The sequence below is a fragment of the Myxococcales bacterium genome, assembly GCA_022184915.1.
Classification (GTDB): domain Bacteria; phylum Myxococcota_A; class Polyangia; order Fen-1088; family Fen-1088; genus JAGTJU01.
The window spans coordinates 288,332-307,351 of sequence record JAGTJU010000001.1 but is presented as its reverse complement, the minus strand read 5'-3'; the positions used below and the strand labels follow the sequence as shown (position 1 = coordinate 307,351).

The 19,020-nt window shown below is 65.7% G+C and carries 15 protein-coding genes; 9 read left to right on the top strand and 6 right to left on the bottom strand.

Translation table 11 applies throughout. From position 1 onward, the window contains the following. Positions 1-136: 136 nt before the first annotated feature. The 8 genes from KA712_01375 (at position 137) to KA712_01340 (ending at position 9,441) form a co-directional block, all read left to right on the top strand. On the top strand, positions 137-907 hold the full coding sequence (locus KA712_01375; protein ID MCG5051586.1) for a hypothetical protein: 771 nt from the start codon (positions 137-139) through the stop codon (positions 905-907). A gap of 149 nt (positions 908-1,056) precedes the next feature. Beyond that, on the top strand, positions 1,057-1,869 hold the full coding sequence (locus KA712_01370) for a hypothetical protein (GenBank protein ID MCG5051585.1): 813 nt from the start codon (positions 1,057-1,059) through the stop codon (positions 1,867-1,869). 873 nt (positions 1,870-2,742) lie between these two features. Beyond that, positions 2,743-3,066, top strand: a complete 324-nt coding sequence (locus tag KA712_01365; protein MCG5051584.1) for a PilZ domain-containing protein — start codon at positions 2,743-2,745, stop codon at positions 3,064-3,066. A gap of 10 nt (positions 3,067-3,076) precedes the next feature. Continuing rightward, positions 3,077-4,690 carry an acyl-CoA carboxylase subunit beta gene (locus tag KA712_01360; protein ID MCG5051583.1) on the top strand — a complete coding sequence of 538 codons (1,614 nt, stop codon included), beginning with the start codon at positions 3,077-3,079 and terminating at the stop codon, positions 4,688-4,690. A 13-nt stretch (positions 4,691-4,703) separates the two neighbouring features. After that, entirely contained in the window at positions 4,704-6,536 is a 1,833-nt protein-coding gene (locus tag KA712_01355; GenBank protein ID MCG5051582.1) for a tetratricopeptide repeat protein, read from the top strand. Beyond that, positions 6,533-7,423, top strand: a complete 891-nt coding sequence (locus KA712_01350; GenBank protein ID MCG5051581.1) for a hypothetical protein — start codon at positions 6,533-6,535, stop codon at positions 7,421-7,423. The genes KA712_01355 and KA712_01350 overlap by 4 nt, the downstream gene beginning before the upstream one ends. 110 nt (positions 7,424-7,533) lie before the next feature. Continuing rightward, the gene (locus tag KA712_01345) at positions 7,534-8,577 is read left to right on the top strand and encodes a hypothetical protein (protein MCG5051580.1); all 1,044 of its coding nucleotides are present in this window, start codon (positions 7,534-7,536) and stop codon (positions 8,575-8,577) included. 111 nt (positions 8,578-8,688) lie between these two features. Then, complete coding sequence (locus tag KA712_01340; GenBank protein ID MCG5051579.1) at positions 8,689-9,441, top strand: 1-acyl-sn-glycerol-3-phosphate acyltransferase; 753 nt, start codon at positions 8,689-8,691, stop codon at positions 9,439-9,441. A gap of 1 nt (position 9,442) precedes the next feature. Here KA712_01340 and KA712_01335 read toward each other — a convergent pair whose 3' ends face one another. From KA712_01335 to KA712_01325, 3 genes are read right to left on the bottom strand one after another with little or no spacing between them, the layout of a single operon-like run. Continuing rightward, positions 9,443-10,861 carry a hypothetical protein gene (locus KA712_01335; GenBank protein MCG5051578.1) on the bottom strand — a complete coding sequence of 473 codons (1,419 nt, stop codon included), beginning with the start codon at positions 10,859-10,861 and terminating at the stop codon, positions 9,443-9,445. After that, positions 10,842-11,648: a hypothetical protein gene (locus KA712_01330; GenBank protein MCG5051577.1), complete on the bottom strand. Its 807-nt coding sequence runs from the start codon at positions 11,646-11,648 to the stop codon at positions 10,842-10,844. Before KA712_01330 ends, KA712_01335 begins: the two co-directional genes overlap by 20 nt. 3 nt (positions 11,649-11,651) lie before the next feature. Beyond that, positions 11,652-13,223, bottom strand: a complete 1,572-nt coding sequence (locus KA712_01325; GenBank protein MCG5051576.1) for a serine/threonine protein kinase — start codon at positions 13,221-13,223, stop codon at positions 11,652-11,654. Between the two features lie 589 nt (positions 13,224-13,812). On the opposite strand from KA712_01325, the gene KA712_01320 reads away from it, so the two are divergent. Further along, positions 13,813-15,762, top strand: a complete 1,950-nt coding sequence (locus KA712_01320) for a hypothetical protein (protein MCG5051575.1) — start codon at positions 13,813-13,815, stop codon at positions 15,760-15,762. Between the two features lie 9 nt (positions 15,763-15,771). Here KA712_01320 and KA712_01315 read toward each other — a convergent pair whose 3' ends face one another. The 3 genes from KA712_01315 to KA712_01305 are packed head-to-tail and all read right to left on the bottom strand — an operon-like array spanning position 15,772 to position 18,891. Then, positions 15,772-15,981, bottom strand: a complete 210-nt coding sequence (locus KA712_01315) for a hypothetical protein (GenBank protein ID MCG5051574.1) — start codon at positions 15,979-15,981, stop codon at positions 15,772-15,774. Beyond that, on the bottom strand, positions 15,956-17,173 hold the full coding sequence (locus tag KA712_01310) for a DUF1552 domain-containing protein (protein MCG5051573.1): 1,218 nt from the start codon (positions 17,171-17,173) through the stop codon (positions 15,956-15,958). The genes KA712_01315 and KA712_01310 overlap by 26 nt, the downstream gene beginning before the upstream one ends. Next, entirely contained in the window at positions 17,170-18,891 is a 1,722-nt protein-coding gene (locus KA712_01305) for a DUF1592 domain-containing protein (protein MCG5051572.1), read from the bottom strand. The genes KA712_01310 and KA712_01305 overlap by 4 nt, the downstream gene beginning before the upstream one ends. Positions 18,892-19,020 lie beyond the last annotated feature (129 nt).

Here is a 19,020-nt window from a genome sequence, read left to right as displayed (position 1 = left end):
CTGCGCTCGCCCTAACGTCAGCCGACTCGCATCCTCAGCCTCGCTGCCGCTAGGGGGAAACGAGGCCCCCGCCCGATGTGCAAGGCGTAGCCTTTTTTGGGCTGCTGCGCCTCGGAGGCCATGACCCTTACGCACCTTGGGGCTTGACGAGCCGCACGGCAGAGGGAGAAGGTGCTGGCTCATGCCTACAAAAGAAGAGGAGAAGCAGGACTATGGCTACACCGGTCCTTACGATCCGGAGCGCTTTTGTGAGGGCTATGCGAAAGAATTCAAGAAGGTCCCGAAGTACAACGATCCGTCGGTGCCGGACCTTCTGTTCGTGCTGCGCAAGATTGGTGCCGACGCGCGCGTCACCGACGTGCGGTGGGCAGCCTACATTCTGGCTACCTGCTTCATCGAGAGCAGCCATACGATCAAGGTCACGAAGCAGACCAGGGACAAGAAGGGCGCCATCAAGGAACACGTGCTCAAGGTGTGGCGAAACTTCAGCCCTGCTGACGAATCGGGCCGCGGCAAAGGTTTAGCGTACGGCGATCCGGTGAAGATCTTCCGGCTCCCCACGGGAAGCGCCAGGATCACGGAGCGCGACGGCGACCGGTGGGAAATGAAACTGTCAGGGATCGCGGTCAAAGCGAAGGGGGCGCTAACGATGGGCGTCACTCCCGGAAGCGCTGCGCACGCCACGTACACAGCAGATGAGGGGGAAGAACACCTCTATTACGGGAGGGGGCTGGTGCAGATCACCTGGTGGTACAACTATGCGGTGGCGGGGATCACCTTGGGTCGAGGCCTCGATTTGCTCTTCAAGCCGGAACTCGTGAACGAGCCTGATACGGCTTATGAGATCATGGCGAACGGCATGTGCGACGGCACGATCTTCGCCAACAAGAAGAAGTTGTCGCAATAACTGAATGACAAGCTCACAGACTACGTCGGAGCCAGGAATATCGTGAATCCTGGTTCCTCAAAGGCTCACAAGGTAGAGGTTGCGGAGATCGCTGAGAAGTTCGAGAAGATCCTTTTCTCGTCGAAGTCCGTTTCGAGAGGCGGCGCCAAGTGAAGAGCGTCCTGATTGTCGTGTCGCTCATAGTGAATGGCGGTGGAGATTCGGACATCCACACGCCTCGCGAAGTGGCGAAGCCGCCTGCCGCTCTCGCAGGACGATGGGAGGTGGAGCAAGTGGCGGTGGATGCTGAGGATAGGCTGCATCAGCTGTATGGGCCGGATGATCCGCGACTCGTAGGGCGCACGTTCATCATTGATGGGGAACGCACGTCCCTCGAATTCGGCCACGACCTGTACTGCAAACAGCGAGCTTGGCCCGTCCGGCGAACAACGTGGGGCTTCCTGATCTCACGCGGCTTCTGGAGGCCTCCAATGGGAGGAAGGCCAGCGAGGCCTAGTACGGACGACTTCAACATGGGCGTCACGAAGGCTCAGGGTGTTGCTGCGTATAGAATTTGCCCAACGGCTACGGGCAACCGCGGGCGCAGCTTCGCACGGGGGTACTGGGCGGCTCTTTACAAGCATGACCGATTGGCCCTTCGCGCGGATCCTCAGTTCATTCTCCTGCTCAAGCGGGTTCCTGAAGATACCCCGCCACAGGCGGGCACATTCGACTGCGGCAAGCCCGGGAACGAGACCGAAACGACGATCTGCGCACACCTAGACCTTGCGGCCTGGGACCGCAGCGTCGCGCTGGCGTTGCAACAATATCTCGAGGCAAGTCCGGAGAAGGCGGAGAAGGTGAAGTCGGCGCAGGCAGACTACGTGCGGACGAGGAACGCCTGTGGTCAGGACGTTGAGTGCATAAGAGATGCGCAGGATGCGCGGGTGGACGAGCTGGTTCAGCTAAAGGCGTTGCCGTGACGCTTTAGCAGCGCCGCCATGGAAGTGATCCCGCCGCTGTGAAAGTGATCCACCCGGCGCTCCGAAAGCGATCCGCGGCGCGTCGCGTCGAAGTCAGCTTGCCAGCCACGGCGACCGCGGGCTCCGCTGCGGAGGGGATGCTGCGGATGGACCAGAGAAGCCGCTACTAATGCCCCCGCGACGAGAATTTGCGGAGGCGACGGAACCTGCGCGACGAATTCCGGCAAAGTACAAGGTATTGGTGGGCAATGACTCAGCTCACCCTAGGCGCGGTCAGGGCCGCGGCGCGGTGCAAGCGCGCGGCAATCGTCGGGCTGAACGATGCGAAGAATGCCGGTGGCGTCGCAGCGGTAGAGGTACGTGCCAAACAGCGTGCGCTCCATGGGTCGCCCTTGGGGATGGTCAAACACGATCGCGACCGCCCCAGCGAAGCCGCACGGAACCAGGCTTGGGAGGTGAGTGGAAAAGCCGCGCAGATCCCGCCCATGTCTGCCTGCCTGTTCCCCCAAAGCCGCACCATGGGCCCTATCGTTCGGCCACCATCAGTATCGTAGTTCAGAATTATTCTTCGCTGATCCTTGCCATCCCCCACGCCGCCGGGCACGTCAGATTACACCGTCCACCTCCGCCACGACGGCGGCGCCTGTTCTCGAAGAAGGTGTGGATGTAGAGCAGGCCCCCACCGGCGGGTTGAGCCGCCGGCCGGCGCCCCCTCCTTTTCGTCATCGTTCTGACGTCTCGGAGCGCCAGCCGAGGCCGTGCCCGGGCACCGAGCCGCCTCCCCACCCCGGATCGTCCGGGCAAGCGGCATCCCCCCACGCGGCCGACGGCCTTTGTCCCGGGCCGTGGTAGCCTGATTCCGTGAGTCTTGGAATGACAGCGCCTTGCGCCCTGCCCGTCGAAGCGCGGGACGGGAACCGCCGTGCCTATCGCTTGGCCCTGGCCATCGGCGCCGAGGGCGCCTCCTTCGAAACTCCCCTGCCCTTCGAGCCGGGCAGCCTGGTGGACCTGCGTTTTCGCCTGCCCGACGGCCAAGGGCCCTTCGAGGTGCGGGGCCGCGCAGAGTTGCTGGGTGACGACGCCGAAGGCGACGGTGAGCACGGCTGCATGGCCGTGTCCTTTCCCGAGGCGCCACGCGCCACCAAAGAGCTGCTTGGACAATACGTACGCATGCGGCTAGGTCTGACCCCCGCGTGAGCTTCCCTTCATGAATCCCAAGAACGAACTCGACCCCTCCTCGGCCAAAGAAGCTTCACAGCCCTCGACCTCGGATCCTCTCGCCCGGCTCGAAGACCTGGAGAGGCAAGCCGAAGCCGGAGGCGGACCCGAGCGGGTCGCGAAGCAACACGCCTCGGGCAAACTCACCGCGCGCGAACGCCTCGAGCTGCTTTGCGATCCCGGGAGCTTTCTCGAGCTGGACAAGCTGGTGACCCACAGGTCCACCGCCTTCGGCCTTGGAGCCCAGAGGATCCCTGGCGACGGCGTGGTGACCGGGTCGGCCCGCATCGACGGCCGGCTCGTCTACCTCTTCGCCCAGGACTTCACCGTCTTCGGAGGCTCACTGTCCCAAGCGTACGCCGGCAAGATCTGCAAGGTGATGGACCTCGCCATGAAGACCGGCGCCCCCGTCATCGGGCTGAACGACTCGGGGGGCGCTCGCATTCAGGAAGGGGTGGCCTCGCTGGGTGGCTATGCCGACATTTTTCTGCGCAACACCCTGGCAAGCGGCGTAGTGCCACAGCTCTCTGCGATCCTCGGCCCCTGTGCCGGAGGCGCCGTGTATTCGCCTGCGATCACGGACTTTGTGTTCATGGTCGACGGCACCAGCCACATGTTCATCACCGGCCCCGACGTGATTCGCACCGTCACGCATGAAGAGGTCACCAAGGAGGCCCTGGGGGGCGCCGAGGCCCACGCGTCACGTTCGGGTGTGGCCCACCGGCACTTTCCCAGCGAAGCCGCGTGCCTCGAAGGCCTGCGGCAGTTGCTTTCGTTTTTGCCCTCGAACAACCGCGAGGATCCTCCCCGAAGGCCCTCACAAGACCCCCGTGATCGGGAAGACGCCGACCTCGATGGCTTCATCCCTTCAGATTCCGCGAAGCCCTACGACATGCGTGTGCTCGTGGAACGCATCGTCGACAGAGCCGAAGGCGAACCCAACTTCTTCGAGATTCAGCCCGATTTTGCCCGCAACATCGTGGTGGGGTTCGCACGCCTTGGCGGTCGTCCTGTGGGGGTGGTGGCGAACCAACCCGCCCATCTGGCCGGCTGCCTCGACATCGACGCTTCGGTGAAAGCTGCACGGTTCGTGAGGTTCTGTGACGCCTTCAACGTGCCCCTCATCACCTTCGTGGACGTTCCCGGCTTCCTCCCGGGAACCGCGCAGGAGTTCGGCGGCATCATCCGGCACGGCGCCAAGTTGCTCTACGCCTATGCCGAAGCCACCGTACCCAAGGTCACCGTGATCACGCGCAAAGCCTACGGAGGCGCCTACGACGTCATGGCGTCGAAGCACATCCGGGCGGATCTGAACTTCGCGTATCCCGGCGCCGAGATCGCCGTCATGGGTTCGGAAGGCGCCGTGAACATCATCTTCCGCAACGAGATCGCCCGGGCCCCCGATCCCCAGGCCGCCCGGGCCGCCTACGTGGCCGAGTATCGTGAGCGCTTCGCGAATCCCTACGAAGCCGCCTCGCTGGGTTACATCGATGCCGTCATTCGGCCGCGGCAAACCCGCGCGCGCCTCTGCCGCGCGCTCGATGATCTGGCGAACAAGCGCGAGGTCTTGCCGGCGCGCAAGCACGGTAACATTCCTTTGTGAGGAGCCCCCCACCGTGATGTGGCTTGCTTCCGTTTGCCGCAGCCCTTTTTTGCGAGGGCTCGTGGGGCTCTGGCTAATCCTGGCACCGGCCTGCGCCGCACGGCAGCCCGTGGTCACGAAGATCGTGAACGGCAAGGTGCTCGTGACCCGTCAGGTGAGCCCCCGCGCCTACGAACACGTGGCACGCGCTCTGCTTTTCGAGGAGGAAGAACGCTACGAAGACGCCGTGGCCGAGCTCGAGCGCGCGGTGGGCGAAGATCCCCGCGCCCCCGAGGTTTGGGCGCGCTTGGCGGAAAACCTGCTCGCGCTCGATCGCGCGGACGACGCCCGCAAGGCGATCGACGCATCGCTGGCGATCGACACGACCGTGGACGGCTTGATGGCAGAGGCGCACCTCCTGCTTCACCGGGGCGACGCCCGGGCCGCCGCGGAGGCGTTGACCCGCGCCTTGCCCCTGACGGACTTCGGCCACGGCGCGGAAGAGGCCGAGCGGGTGTATCTCGAGCGCGCCGACCTGCAGCTGATGGCGCTCGATCTGCCGGGAGCCCGGGACACGCTGGGCGCTCTGCTCGAAGGCCTGCCAGCGTCTCAGCCGGGGCTGTATCGCCAGGCGGCGCTCGACTGGGCCACCGGCGCGCGCGACAGCGCCCGGAGGCTCTACCGCAGGCTCGTGGAGATTGAACCCGACCACCTCGAAGCCCGCCTGCTCCTGGCGCGGCTCGACACGGCAGACGGGCACCTGCAGGAAGCCCGCTCGGCCTACGTGGAAACGCTGGCGCGCGCAGAGGGGGATCTGGGGGTCGCCGCCGCCTACGCCTTGTTTTTGCGTACCCACGGCTTCAGTGAAGATGCGGCGGCCCTGGCCGAAAGTCTGCGCGTGAGCGTCGACGACCCATCGACCCTGTACGCGCGCATGGAGCTCGAGCGCGCCGCGGGCCGCCTCGAACAGGCCCTGGAAATGGCGGACGCGGCGTTGAGCACCCAGCCGCCGAACGACGCCCGCGGCAGGGCTCTTTTTGCGAAGGGCGTGGTTTTGGAGGCGGCGCGACAGCCTCTGGAGGCGATGCGGAGCTTCGAGGCCATTGCCGAGGATGCCCCCACCTTCGCCGAGGGCCGCCTGCGGGCCGTGGCGTTGCTGCGAGAGCAAGGCGATGTTCCTGCCGCCCAGGCGTTGCTTTCCACGGTCAGCGACGATGCACTCGACCCCGACATGCAGCGCGAGGTCGTCGTAGCCCAAGCGCTGCTGGCTGCCAGTGCGTCCCAGCTCGCGCGGGCCCGGCAGATCCTGGCCGACGTTCCGCCCGAGCTCCGCAGTGACGTGCGGCTGCAACTTGCCGCCGCCACCTTGGAGGACAAGTACGGGGACAAGGCACGCGCGCTGGCGCTGGCCGAAGAGGTGCTGGTCAAGGACCCCAGCCGCATCGAAGCGCTCAACTTCTGGGCCTTCGTGGCCGCAGAGCGAGGCGAACGGCTCGCGCTCGCCGAAAAGCGCGCGCAAGTGGCGCTGGCGTTCACGCCAGGGTCGGCGGCGATCCTGGATACGGTGGGCTGGATTCATTTCCAACAGGGGCGGTTCGCCACGGCAGCCCCGTTCCTGCGTGGCGCAGCCGCCATCGAGCCCGAAGAGCCGGAGATCGTGGCCCACGTGGCCATGCTGGAGGCCAAACAAGGGGCCATTGAGCCGGCCAGGGCCCGCGCCCGCCAGGCGTTGGCGCTTGGGCCTGAACCCAAGCTCAAGGCCCAGCTGGAAGCGCTGCTTGCGAGCCTGCCGCACGGCCGCTCGGGAGGCCCTGGGAAAGGGCCCCACGAGGCCCGTTCGGACGCGGGAGCGGGAAAACCACGATGAAGCCGGCTGAACAAGGCCCTACGCAACGACGTCCCACGAGTATGCGGCGTTTCGTGATCGTGCTTTGCTGGGGCGCGTGGGCGCTTTCGGCCTGTGGCCACGCGGCAAAGCCCCGCCCCTACGCGGCGCCCGACGCGGAGACGCTCATGACGGCGCTGCGCGAACGCCAGGACGCCGTGCGCGCCCTCAACTTGCAGACCAAGACCACGAGCTGGTTGGGCGGTGACCGCATCAAGGCCACCGTGCTCATGCTGGTCGAACGTTCGGGCCGCCTGCGTTTCGAGGCCGAGGTGAGCCTCAAAGGCACGGTGGCGGCGTTGACGACTGACGGTGCGGGTGGATTCGCGCTGCTCGACATGGAACGCAACGTGTTTCGCGAAGGGCCCGCCTGTCCGCAGAACGTGGCCTCGTTGGTCCGCATTCCCCTGCCACCGGAAGCGATCGCGGCCATTCTCCTGGGTGATGCGCCCGTGGGTCCTGGGGCCCGCGTGGTGGGTTTGGACTGGGACGCGGAGGTGGGCGCCGAGCGCCTCGAGATGACGTCGCCCAGTCCGGACGGCCGCTCACAACGGCTGCGCGTGCTCATGCGCAAGTCGAGCCTGGGCTTCGACGTGCTGGGTGTGGAGGGCGCCGCCAAGGACGCGCACGGCCGGCCCGGGTGGTGGCGCGTGCGCTACGAGGGCGTCACGCGACACGAGGGTATCGCGTTCCCCGAGACCATCCGCTTCGCGGAGCCGGGCGCCAGCTTCGACGACGGCGTGGAGATCAAGGTGCGTGACCGCCGGATCAATCCCGACATCGCAGCGGAGTCGTTCAAGCTGTCTCCTCCCCCGGGTGCGTTGCTGGAACACGTCGGCTGCGGCGCGCCGCTCATGACCACACCTTAGGGCGGGGCGGGCCCGACGCGGGGGGCGCTCGAGCCTACCACCCCACGCGTAAGGCGAGCGTGCCGGATGAACCTGTGAAGATTGTGTGGACACTTCGACATAGACCCAGGATGTCCTCTCGAACGCGTCCGCTGATCCTGGCTTGCCCCGTCCTTGCGAGCGTGCTTTTCGCCTGTGCGGCGTCCCCCGGCAAGGACGAAGAGCCGCTCGAGCCGGGCACAGAGAGCGGCGGACGGGCTTCGGCAGAGAGCTCCGATGACGAGGCCCGCAAGGGTGGCTCGGGAGGCGTCCCGACGGCCGGAGCCGGAGGCTCTCGCCCAGGGGGGGCGGGCGCAGGGGGAACCGGTGCAGGGGGCGCCGGCGGCACGGCTGCGGGCGGTGCGGATGCCGGCGCCGGCGGCGCAGCTGCGGGCGGTGCGGATGCTGGCGCGGGCGGCGCGGGCGGCGGAGAAGCTGGGGCGATGGGGGGCAACGCCGGACAAGCGGGAGCGCCGCCCGAGTGCCCCTACGTGCTATGCGAGACCTTCGAGCAGACAGCGCCAGGCCCTCCGAACGCGGAGCGCTGGAAGGTGGTGGGGAACGCCCGTGTGGGCACGGCCCAAAGGCACGCGGGCCAGCGGGCGCTCAGGCTGCAGACGGGCACTTCGTATTCAGAAAACTTCATCGAAACGAGGTCCTTCGCCCTCTCCGGACAGCCGTTCTATGGGCGCGCCTTTTTGTTCATCGAGCAGCGCCCGCCCGAAAACACGCACTGGGACCTCGCGGAGCACAACGGAACCTCGTTGAAGACCAGCGTCCGCATTGCGGGGACCGCGGGCCCGGGCTGGCATCACATGATGTTCAACGTCGAGACCCGCGGAAACGGGGAAACCGCCCTGGTCGACGGCGACAAGCACCTGCCCGAAGGGGAGTGGATCTGTGCCGAGTGGTTCGTGGACGCGGCCAATGACAGGGCACAGATCTGGTGGAACGGCATGGAGCGGCCCAAGCTCGTCTGGGAAGGCAACAAACAACCCGCCACCTACGCGTTTCCGAAACCCCTCACCCGGATGTGGTTCGGCTTTACGATTTACCAAACCGTCTCGAAGCCCTGGATCGCCTGGATCGACGACCTGGCGCTGCACACCGCGCGCATCGGTTGCAGCACGCCCTGAACGGGCGCGTTCCTCCCGGCTCGACTATAACGTTCGTGTCACAACGCCACCCCAAGGGGCGCGCGTGTGCGAAAAGTTCTCCCGAGCGTCTAGGCGAAGGTACGAATACGTATGGCGAGCCGTTTTTTGTCTTTGATGTACTGGATTTTCGTGAGCGTCACGGCTTTGGCCCTGTTCCCGGTTGCGCTCTTCGTTTGGGGCACAACGGCTCTGTGGGATCCCCGTCGCGCGATTTTGCATCGCTTCACCAGTTTTTGGGCCTCGCTTTACACCTGGTGCAGTCCCCTGTGGCGCGTGGAGGTGAAAGGCAAGGAGAACATCCAGCCCGGCACCCCCTACGTGATGGTCGCCAACCACAGTTCGGCAACGGACATCATGGTGCTCTACCGCCTGTTCACGCACTTCAAGTGGGTATCGAAGGCCGAAAACTTCAAGGTTCCCCTCATTGGCTGGAACATGCGCTTGAACGGGTACGTCCCCCTTCGGCGCGGCGACAAAGCCAGCGTGCAGACGATGCTCGAGGCGTGCCGTGCGCTGCTGGCGCAAGGCAGCTCCGTGATGATGTTTCCCGAAGGAACCCGCTCGGAGACCCCAGAGTTGCGCCCCTTCAAGACCGGCGCCTTTGCGCTCGCACGAACGGCAAACGTCCCCGTGCTTCCCATTGCCATCTTGGGAACCCGGGAGGCCCTGGCCAAGCACGGCTGGATCTGCCGCCCCGCCCGCATCCGCGTGCAGGTCTTGCCTGCAGAGCCTCCCGCGACCTTCGCCGCGTCCGACCTCGAGACCTTCGCCGCGAGCGTGCGCGAAAGAATCGGAGATGCTTTGACAAGCGACGGCAAAGGACGGCCTTCTTTGGGGGCCTAGCTCATTCCTTTGCAGCACAGCGGCCTTTCAGGCACAGGCCATCGGCACAGTCATTGTGCACACGACAGACCTGCCCCTGCGCTCGCAGGCACTGCCCTTCAGCGCTGCAGCGGAAGTTGCCCTCGCACGCGCCGGGGTCAACGTCGTTGACGATGAGTGCACAGCGGCCGCCCTCGCAGGTGCGGCACAAGCCCGAGCACGCCTGGTCACAACACCCGCCCTCCACACAGTGGCCACTGGCACACGCCTCGTTCTGGCGGCACGCCGCTCCCGCAGCAAGCGCGCACGTACCCTGGCCCGTACAGGCAAACAGCCCCTGGCAGCCCACCTCCGGGCGTGGATCCGGCCACCCCACCGGCAGGGGCGCGCAAACACCGTCTGGACCCGTACAGGCCGTGCAAGGACCACAAGCCTGGCGGCAGCATCGGCCGTCGCTGCACAAGGCCGAGACACATTGATCGTCGTGGCCGCATGTTTCACCCTCTCGCTTCGGGGTCACACAGGTGCCGTCCACGCAGGCCTGACCGGTTGGGCAGTCAGAGTGAAGGGTGCACGCAGGCCCGCACCCTCCGACCCCGTCACAGCGTAGCTCGGGCCCGCACGCTTCATCCTCTTTCCCCGCGGGCAACGGCACACACTTTCCCTCTTGGCCCGCTTGCGTGCACGACAGACACGCCCCTGCGCACGCGGTCTCACAGCAAACGCCATGCACGCAGTGCCCCGAAGCACAATCGGCCGCGGCCAGGCAGCGCTGCCCCGAGGACGCACGACAGCTGCCGAGGCCATCACAAGAGCGTTCGCCTTCGGGCGCACAGGCCAAACCATCGCCCTCGCCGGCTGGCACGGCTGAACAGGCGCCTACCTTTCCGGGGAGGTTGCAGGCCTCACAGGGGGAACACGAATCGGTAGCGCAACAAACGGCATCGACACAAGCTCCCGAGAGGCACTGGGAGCGGTCGATACACGACTCCCCATTCGGCGCGAGCCCCAGCAACGCCCCCCCGTCCGGCCACGCCCACGTGGGAAGGATCGTCACCGTGGCCTGGCTCTGAGCTCCGGCAATCACTTCGACATCGGCGCGGCCACGCCCCCGCCTTTCACCATCGCGAATGGCGAAGAGGTCGAGCGCAAAGGTGTTCCGCACGTCACCGACGTAAAGGACGATGTTCCCGTAGTCTCGGTCCGACACAGGATGTAGCGTCCCCGTTTCAGGAAGACGTTCGTCCTCGAAGAAGAATGTCTCTCCCGAACGCGCGAAGACCCGAAACGCGTGCGGCGGGTCCGTCATACCGGGTCCGGGCACCACGTTGACGAGCACGCTCGTGGGCGAGCCGGTGTCCTGGCAAGCGCTCTGCAGCCCCAAAGCCGCAACACCGAGCAACGATCCCGCCACGAGCGTATCAACGCGACAACGTGCCAATCGATCCCTCCTGCACGAGTTCCTCCTCCGAACGCAGAACAAAAAAGCCCAGTACCGCGGCCGCTGCGACGCTGGCTGCCACCCCAGGCCAAATCCACGTACCTTCAGCCGGCGGGTTCCGCCCCGGGGGCGCAGCGGCCGTCACCTCCGCCACCTCGGGCGAGAGCGCGCGCTGTGGCAGGGGCTCCCAAGATCGCACTGCCAGGTCTGTTGCGGGTGCCGCGCTTGCAAGAGGCGGTGCAGCCGGATCGCCTGGAGCTTCACCAGCTTCGTCTCGCGTGGGACCTGGTTTGTCGGCGCGCACGACGACAGTGCGGGATCCCCGCACCGAGGCCGCGCGCAAACCCGGGCCTTCCTTGGGCGCAGGGTAAAGCGGGCCCGCCTCCTTCGGGCGCATCGACGATCGCCCTGCCTCCGCCTCCGCCAGCGCGCGCTCGACGTGCGCCCGATGCGGATCGTCGGCGCCAGCCATGCCAAGAAAACGCAGATACGCCTTGCGCGCCTCTGCGTGATTCCCAAGGCGCAGATGGCAGTCGGCGATGTTCAGAAGAAAACCCGGCAAGGATGTGAGCTTGAAGCCCATGGCGTACTCCTTCATGGCCGCGCGGTAGCGGCCCTCGACGAAGTGGCGCTCGGCCCGCAGGAAGGCGGCGTGCGCACGTGCGACCTCAGGCCGTGCGCCTACGGTCTCCTCGGGTTTCGCGAGCACGACACCCAGGGGCAGGTGTAGCGATGTGAGGATCGCGACCGTGGCGAAAAACGAAGCACATTTGCGGCACGCTTGCATGGTTCACGGAAGGAAAGGATTGACGTGCAGGGATGAAGGCGGCGGGGAGGGCTCTGCGCTCAAACGGGGCGGTGGCTGACGAGGACCCACGAAGGGAAAGGTGCTTTCGCTGAGGTCCTTCGCGCTTGGCAAGGACCGCTCGCGAACGGGTGGGGGCACAAGGCTCACCTCTTCCGCAATCTGATTTTCGCCTGCGCGCATCAAGCTGAGAGAGATACCCTTGGTGGGCTCGAGGTGATTTGCGCCGACGTGAGAACGCTCTGGACGAGGGGCACCGATGCCCCACAACAAACCCAAGGCCAGCCCGGCACTCGCTGCCACCTTGACCATCACGTGCCTTCGGCGAGACGGCAGCTCGAGCACGTCCGTGCGCTCGTACCGCGAGGGTGTGAGCGCAATCAACGACCGTGTGGATGCGGGCGCGCTTGGCCCGGGGGTTTCGGCCGCTCCCCTCGACGTCGTCTCGATCTGCGCGAGCACGGCTTCACCCCCGGGAACGGTATGCAGGGCCAGCTCGAGCGCCTCCAAAAAGGACTCGGCGCTTTCGTAGCGAGCTTGGGGCTCACGCGCGAGAGCCTTCATCACAACGGCATCCAAGGACGATGGCACCTGCGGAGACACCATCGAGGGTTCCGGACAGGGGGACCAAAGCACTCTTTGCAGAGTGTCGGCATCGCTATCGGCCAGGAAGAGCCGACGACATGTGAGCATCTCCCACAACACGACGCCAAGCGAGAAGACGTCCGAACGACGATCCACGGGCAGCCCCTGCGACTGCTCCGGGGACGCGTACCCCAGCTTGCCACGCAAAATACGGTCGTGTGCGCCCGCGGCCGCCCCGTGGGGATCGAAGAGCGCGATCCCGAAGTCGAGCAGCTTGACGGTGCCCGTGCCGAGCAACATCACATTGTCGGGACTGACGTCTCGGTGCACGAGATTGAGCGGCTGGCCGTCATCACCTCGAATTGTGTGAGCGTAGGCGAGCCCACGGGCGAGCTGCCGGGCGATGCCCACGGCGGCCGCTGGCGACATCTTGCGTTTATCGCGTGAGAGCGCCTTGAGGACCGTGGCGAGATCCTGCCCGTCGAGATACTCCATGACCAGGTAGGGCTCACCCGACACGCTCCCGAAGTCGTACACGTCCACGAGATGGGGATGGTGAAGGCGGGCAGAGATGTACGCTTCGTCCGCGAGCAGGTCTTGAAAGCAGCGTGAGTGGGCGAACTCGGGCAAGATGCGTTTGAGCGCACACACACGCCGAAAGCCATGAGGCCCTTCGGCAACAGCCCGAAACACCTCGGCCATGCCGCCCTTTCCGAGCCGCTCGAGCAAGCGATACCTGCCAAGCCGTTCATCGTTCCCGCGGGGCGCGCAGCGGGCATCCCCGCGACCGCGGAGCTGGCCGCTTGCAGAGACGGGGCGGCTGAGGTGCAAGAGGGAACGCGAATCCTGCAACGCCGCGGCGGCAGCAACGGGCGTCAACGCCTCGCGCACTCCGTACCAGGGCGGCGCAACGACGGTGGACTTGTCAAAGATGTACTCCGTCTCGTCGAAGGGCAGTGTCGATGGCGACAAAGAGAGCTCTTCAGGCTCCGTTTCGATCGCTCGCTCGGATTCGCCTCTCGAAGCATAGGGCGAAGCACCAGGCGTGGGGAAAACAGATGGGATCGTGTCGGTCGTCATGGCAGCACGTGCCGTTCCCATCGTGAGGGCATGCCGGGAACATGAGCACGCTTCGCTCACAGAATGGATGCACCCCAACCACGGCATAAGGCTGCTTCCTGCACGCCTGACGCGACCCGGTCTGCCCTGGCCTTTGGCCGCTGGGAGCGGCACTGCCGCATCTGGGACAGGTGACACACGGCCCCCTTCCCGGCCGCCGCGGCGACGCAAGTGCGCAGATGCCCAGATCTGTGAGCGCCTCACGTGCGGTCCGCGATGCCGGCGCGCCTCTCACGAGGCACGGAAGCAGCGCCAAAAGGCCGGCCGAACTTGGTCTGACTGCGCCATGGCCGAAGCTACAATCGCGGCGCCCCGAGCGACTCCTGCTTGAACCGCGATGACCGAACGCTTACGATCGATCGTCATGCTGGAGAAGTGTCCACGGCGTCCGGCCAGCAGGCAATCTGGATGCGGCCGTGCCTTGCGGGTAGGCGTGGTGGCCGTGATAACGAGCGGGATGGGGTTCGGAGGCGGGCGGGGGCTCAACGCCGCCCCGTCGGCCCCACCCGCGGCGCCAGCGCCGATCGTCATCGTGGAAGCCGGACGTGTCGTGGGACCCACGACGCCTGAAGCGGCGCAAAGAGACGGGTTGACCCTCGTCGATCTTTCCGACGAGTGGCTTCCGCACGTCTTTTCGGAGGCGCCCGAAACGCCTCAGCCGCTGCGACCGTACCTCATCGACCTGGCAAACGGCCGGCTGCGCAGCGGCAGCGCGTACGCACGCGCCCGCGAGGACCGCACCTTCGAGGCGTTCGGCATCTCACCCAGCCTCAACGTGCTGCGCCGGCGCCTGGCCGATCGCAAACGCCACGCCTGCCACGATCGGGTGAAAGACGCCGTGCTGGAAGAGCTCTCACCGAAGAATGTGATTCCCCCTGAAGAGCCGGAAAAGGTACCCAATCCCGATCCCGCGACAGTCTCTGAAACGCCCATGATCCTCACCGGGCGAACGATATCGCCCCGATCCTTGACGGCTCTCGAGACGCGGGCTGTGGTCGCAATGCAGGCTCATCTTCGCTGCGAGGATCTGCTGCACCGAAAGGCGACACGGGGACGCATGGACCGTCGTACGGTCGAGGGACTGCACGTCTACCAGCGGCTGCACATGTTGGCCGATAGCGGGCGAATCGATCTCGACACCCGGTCCACACTGCGGGGCGACAGCCGTGAGCATGACTTTCGCGCGCTCCTGCGCGCTCTGCGCGAACGTGTCGTGGACGCCACAGGCCTGCTCGAGGATGGCTCCGCCCTGGGCGTATTGGCAGAGGTGCAAGGACGCCTGCTGGACAGCCCGGAATTTCAGCCGCTGCCCATGCGAACCACCTCCACCCCGCCGCAGGGAGCCCCGCCTGCCCAGGGCCCCTCGCCAAACGCCCCGGGGGAAACGGGCCCCAACGTCACTGCGGCACCGGATCTCGTCGCCGCGGCCACTCACACGGCCGCCGCGGCGCTCGGTTTCACCTCTCCGGATGCCGTGTCCGCAAGCACGCTCGCGGCGCCGTCCCCTCTACCGTCCTCGCGAAAGGCAGCGCGCAAGCCGCCGCGTCGGGGACCGGCGCCGCTGCCCCCCGTGGTCGCGTTGCGCTTGCCGCCGCGGCCCGCCTACCACGGTCAGCACATGGATCTGCGCGCGGAAATCGATCGGGGTGATGTGGTGCTGGCACGTCCGAAACTCGACAAGGATGGCAAGAAGAAGTGGCGCCCCCCCGTGAGCGATCGGCCCACTCTCACCCTCTACGTGCGCGTGGGAAAAGGGCAAGTGGCTCTTGCCCGATGGCCCACCACAATCGGAGGATGGAAGACCATTCAGAAGTCCGACGGTACGATGGCGCTAAAGTACAAGGAGTCAGTGACCGGAGAGGCCCTTTGGCCCGAGGTTCTCGCCACCCCAACCTGGCACCCCTCACCGGGCATGCCCACGCGCAAACTGCTGGTCAAAAGGGGAGACAGCTGGGAGCCGAAGACGGAGATCATTGGCCCCGGTTATCGCGCCGCCTATGGACTCGTGGCCATCGTGCACCACCAGATCGAAGGCGAAAACGAAAGCGGTGAACCGCAGCTGATGGATCACCGCATTCGAACCCACGGCACGCCGGCGTACCGCTCCGTCAAACGCGGAGAGAGCAGCGGCTGTCACCGCCTGCACAACCACCTGGCCCTGCGCCTGGCGGGCTTCCTCGTGCGGCACAGGACGCACGTGCGCCATGGCCTTGCGCCGGAGGACTACGTTCGGCGGCTCGAGTACCAGGGCCAACAAGTGGCCCTCGAAAGTGACTACAAGGGCTATCGCTTCCAGCTGACACCGCCCGTGCCCGTGACCGTGCTCGACGGTGAGGTCAGCGGCAACGCAAAGGCTGTCAAACGCTTGGTGCCGATGACGGTGATGCCATAAGGACGAAGCTCAGGTCAAACCGGGCAAGGGCCCGCGCAGGTCCAAGCCGCGCGCCATGACCTTCTCACCGATCTGGTTGATGTTCATGCCCATCTTCTGCGCGATGGACACGAAGAGCCGGCTGATGGGCGGTGAGTAGTTGTTGTACTTGAAGCCCACGTTGTCGCCGTTGACGTTGAGCAGGTCGGGCTGGCTACCCCAGTGGAAGTAGCGGCCCATTTGAAAGCCCCCCCCCGCCCACCACAACGGCCAGGTGACCCGTTTGGTGAATCCACGCGCCGCACTCCTGGACCCAGAGCACGATGGTGTTGTCGAGAAGGGTGGTGCCGTCAGCCTCCGGCACGGCGTCGAGGTGACCCATGAGGGTCGCGAAGTGCTCCGCGTGCTTGCGGTAAAACTTCGCCATGTTGGCAAGGCGGCCGGGGTTCGTCTCGTGATGGGCGACGTCTTGATGAACGTCGGATATACCCGTGGCGCCGAACTCGCTCGGCGCAAGTTGGGACATCTGGATGCTCGCCACGCGGGTCACGTCACACGCAAAGGCCGCAGCCACGAGCCGTCCGTAAGCGTCCACCCTGTCGTTGGCGTTCCCGCCCCCGTTGACGTTCGGCAGATCGTTGCACGAGATGGTCTCGCGCTTGACCGCAAGCTGCAGCTCGAGATCCCGGATGAGGTCCCGATGCGCCTGCACCTTGGCCGCATCAGCGCGATCGAACGTCTTGAACATCGACTCGTAGCGCGGCGAAACGAAATCGAGCACCGAGGCCCGGCCGGCTTGCAGCTTGGCCGCCCGGCTCGTGTCTGCGCCGCCTCCAGATCCCATGCCGCCCCCGGAGCCCGTGGGGAAAAGCCGCGAGAAGGCCTTGGCAGGATCCGTCTCCGTCGGAAGCTTCGCGTTTTTGCCCTGCCAAACGGCGATCGGGTTGTTTCCAAGCTCGATGGACTTGAGCTGGCCGACCTTTGACACCGCCTTCGCAATGATCTGGTCGATGGAAGGGCCGCCCGCTTGGCGGCCATCCGCAGAGCCGTAATCGGCTGACGTGAGAATCGTCGACGGGCCGCCGAAATGCCCCTTCGGCTCCGCTTGTGCCACGTTCACTGCATTCGAGAGGCAGTCGAAGATCAGCAGCTTTTTGCGATGGGCCCACAGCGGCGCATACACGTCACTGAATTCGTTTTGTGCAAGCCCGCCGAGATCGGCCACCCAATCCGCCTTGTCGGGTTTGGCACCCGGACGCATTTTCCATTGCGTGTAGGGGTTCCCGTGGCTCGTGAAAAAGACCAGCAGCCGCTTGGGAACCGCCGCTTCCGCCCTTCGCGACAGGGAGGGTAGGTAAGGCACCGCGCCCCCGAGGGCAAGCCCCGAGACGAGCGCGCGACGCGACAACTTCGGCTTGATGATCGAGCTCATGGGGCGGTCCTTCCCGGCGACGTAAACTCAGGGCTCGATACGATGACATCGAGCAAATCGAGCACGGACATCCCTTCTGCGGAAGCCTTGCCGAGGCCGTCTTTTCGGCACTCATCGGCGTCGGTCAGAGGACGTCCCGACAGAAACTGGTACCAGTGGCCGGCGTAGCAGCGCTGGGCTTGCGCGCTGCCCGCAAGCTTCTCCACGAAGGCAACGGGCCCATCGTACGGCCCCTCGACATCCGTACCCTTGATCGTGCCAGAGACATCGATGACCTGGCCTTTCTCCTCACGGCGGTACTGACCCGCCGTATCGTAGGCCTCGAAGGCGAAGCCGAAGGGATCGATCGTGCTGTGGCAGTTTTGGCAGAGTTGCGGCGCGGTGCGCTCCTCGAAGAGCTGCCGGTTCGTCTTGTTGGAACTGTTGTTCTCGGCGGGGTTGCTCGTGTCAACGTTGTCGAGAGCCTTCGGCACGGGCTCACAGACCACCCGCTCCATGACCGAGATGCCCCTCAGGATCGGTGACCCATTCAGCGAATGGCCCCGACCGGCCTGGAAGGCCACACGGGTGAGGATGCCCGCGCGCTCGCTGGCCGGCAGCTCGACCTCTTGCCAATCGGCGCCCCCGGACGGCAGCCCATAGAGGGCCGCAAGCTCCCCTTTGACGAAGGCCGTACGGCTCGTCATGAGATCGCGAAACGAGCCGCCCTTGTCGAAGAGCACGTGGGCCGCGAAACGTTCGGATTCTTCGCGGGCGGCTTCGGCCAGAGCGGGCGTCCACGAGGGAAAGAGCGCGGAGTCTTTCGTCTTCGTGTCGACGCGGTCGAGCGAGAGCCACTGGCGGTGAAAGGCCGACAGGCCCGCACGCGTTTTGCCGTCCTCGAGCATGCGCAGCGCTTGCTGCCGGAGGACCGCCGGATCCTCGAGAGACCCATCGTCGGCCTTCGCGAAGAGCTCGTCATCCGGCATCGACTGCCAGAGGCTGTACGAAAGCCGCGACGCCAGCTGGTAGCCGTCGAGCTTGTCTCCGGCTTCGTTGCGGTAGACGAACTCAGGAGATTGGAGAAACGCCGAGAGCGTGAGCGAAAGGGCCGCCTCCGCATCGATTTCGTTTTTCGTTTTGGTAAAGAAACCAGTGAACGCGTTCACCTCCGCCGTGGACAGAGGACGCCGAAACGCGCGCTTGCCGAACGACTCCACGAAGCCCCGCACGCAGGCCGCGTCTTCCTTACCGACAGGGCAATTCAGATACCGGCTTCTCTGGGTCACGGCTTTTTCGGCGAGGCCCGAGATTGAGAGCTCGAAGGAACTCACGAACGCGGCGGACGCGCGCAGCAATTCAGCGTCGTTGGCGAAGCCCTCGCGCTGGTCGTCGGCCGGCAGCTCGAGAGCCGGCCGATCCGGCAGCGCCAGCAGGTCGCGCAGGGTGTTCGCCAGCTCGTCTGTACTGAGCCGCCGCAGCGCGGGCCAGGCGTTCGGAGCCTGCGTGCAGGACGGCAGCACGATCGATCCCCCTGTACCGCCGGCCGGGGACCGGCCCCCACCGCCGCCGGATCCGGGCTGACCCGTGCCTCCCGAGGAACCCGCGCGGCCCCCGGCTTCATCGGGAGCCGAGGGCTCATCGGAATCCCCGATGGAGCCCGAACAGGCGGCCACCCACAACACGCAGGACAAGCCCACGCGCAAGCTGACGTTACCCCTGGAACTTCTTCGGTACATCGTGCTCCTCGCCGCCAACGGGACCAGACAGTCAAGTCGGCCTGTAGCGCAAGGATCGAATCTAGCGACGAAGCAAGCGGATGGCTAACTGACGAACGTCTAAGTCACGGAGAGCCCTGTGCGTTCACC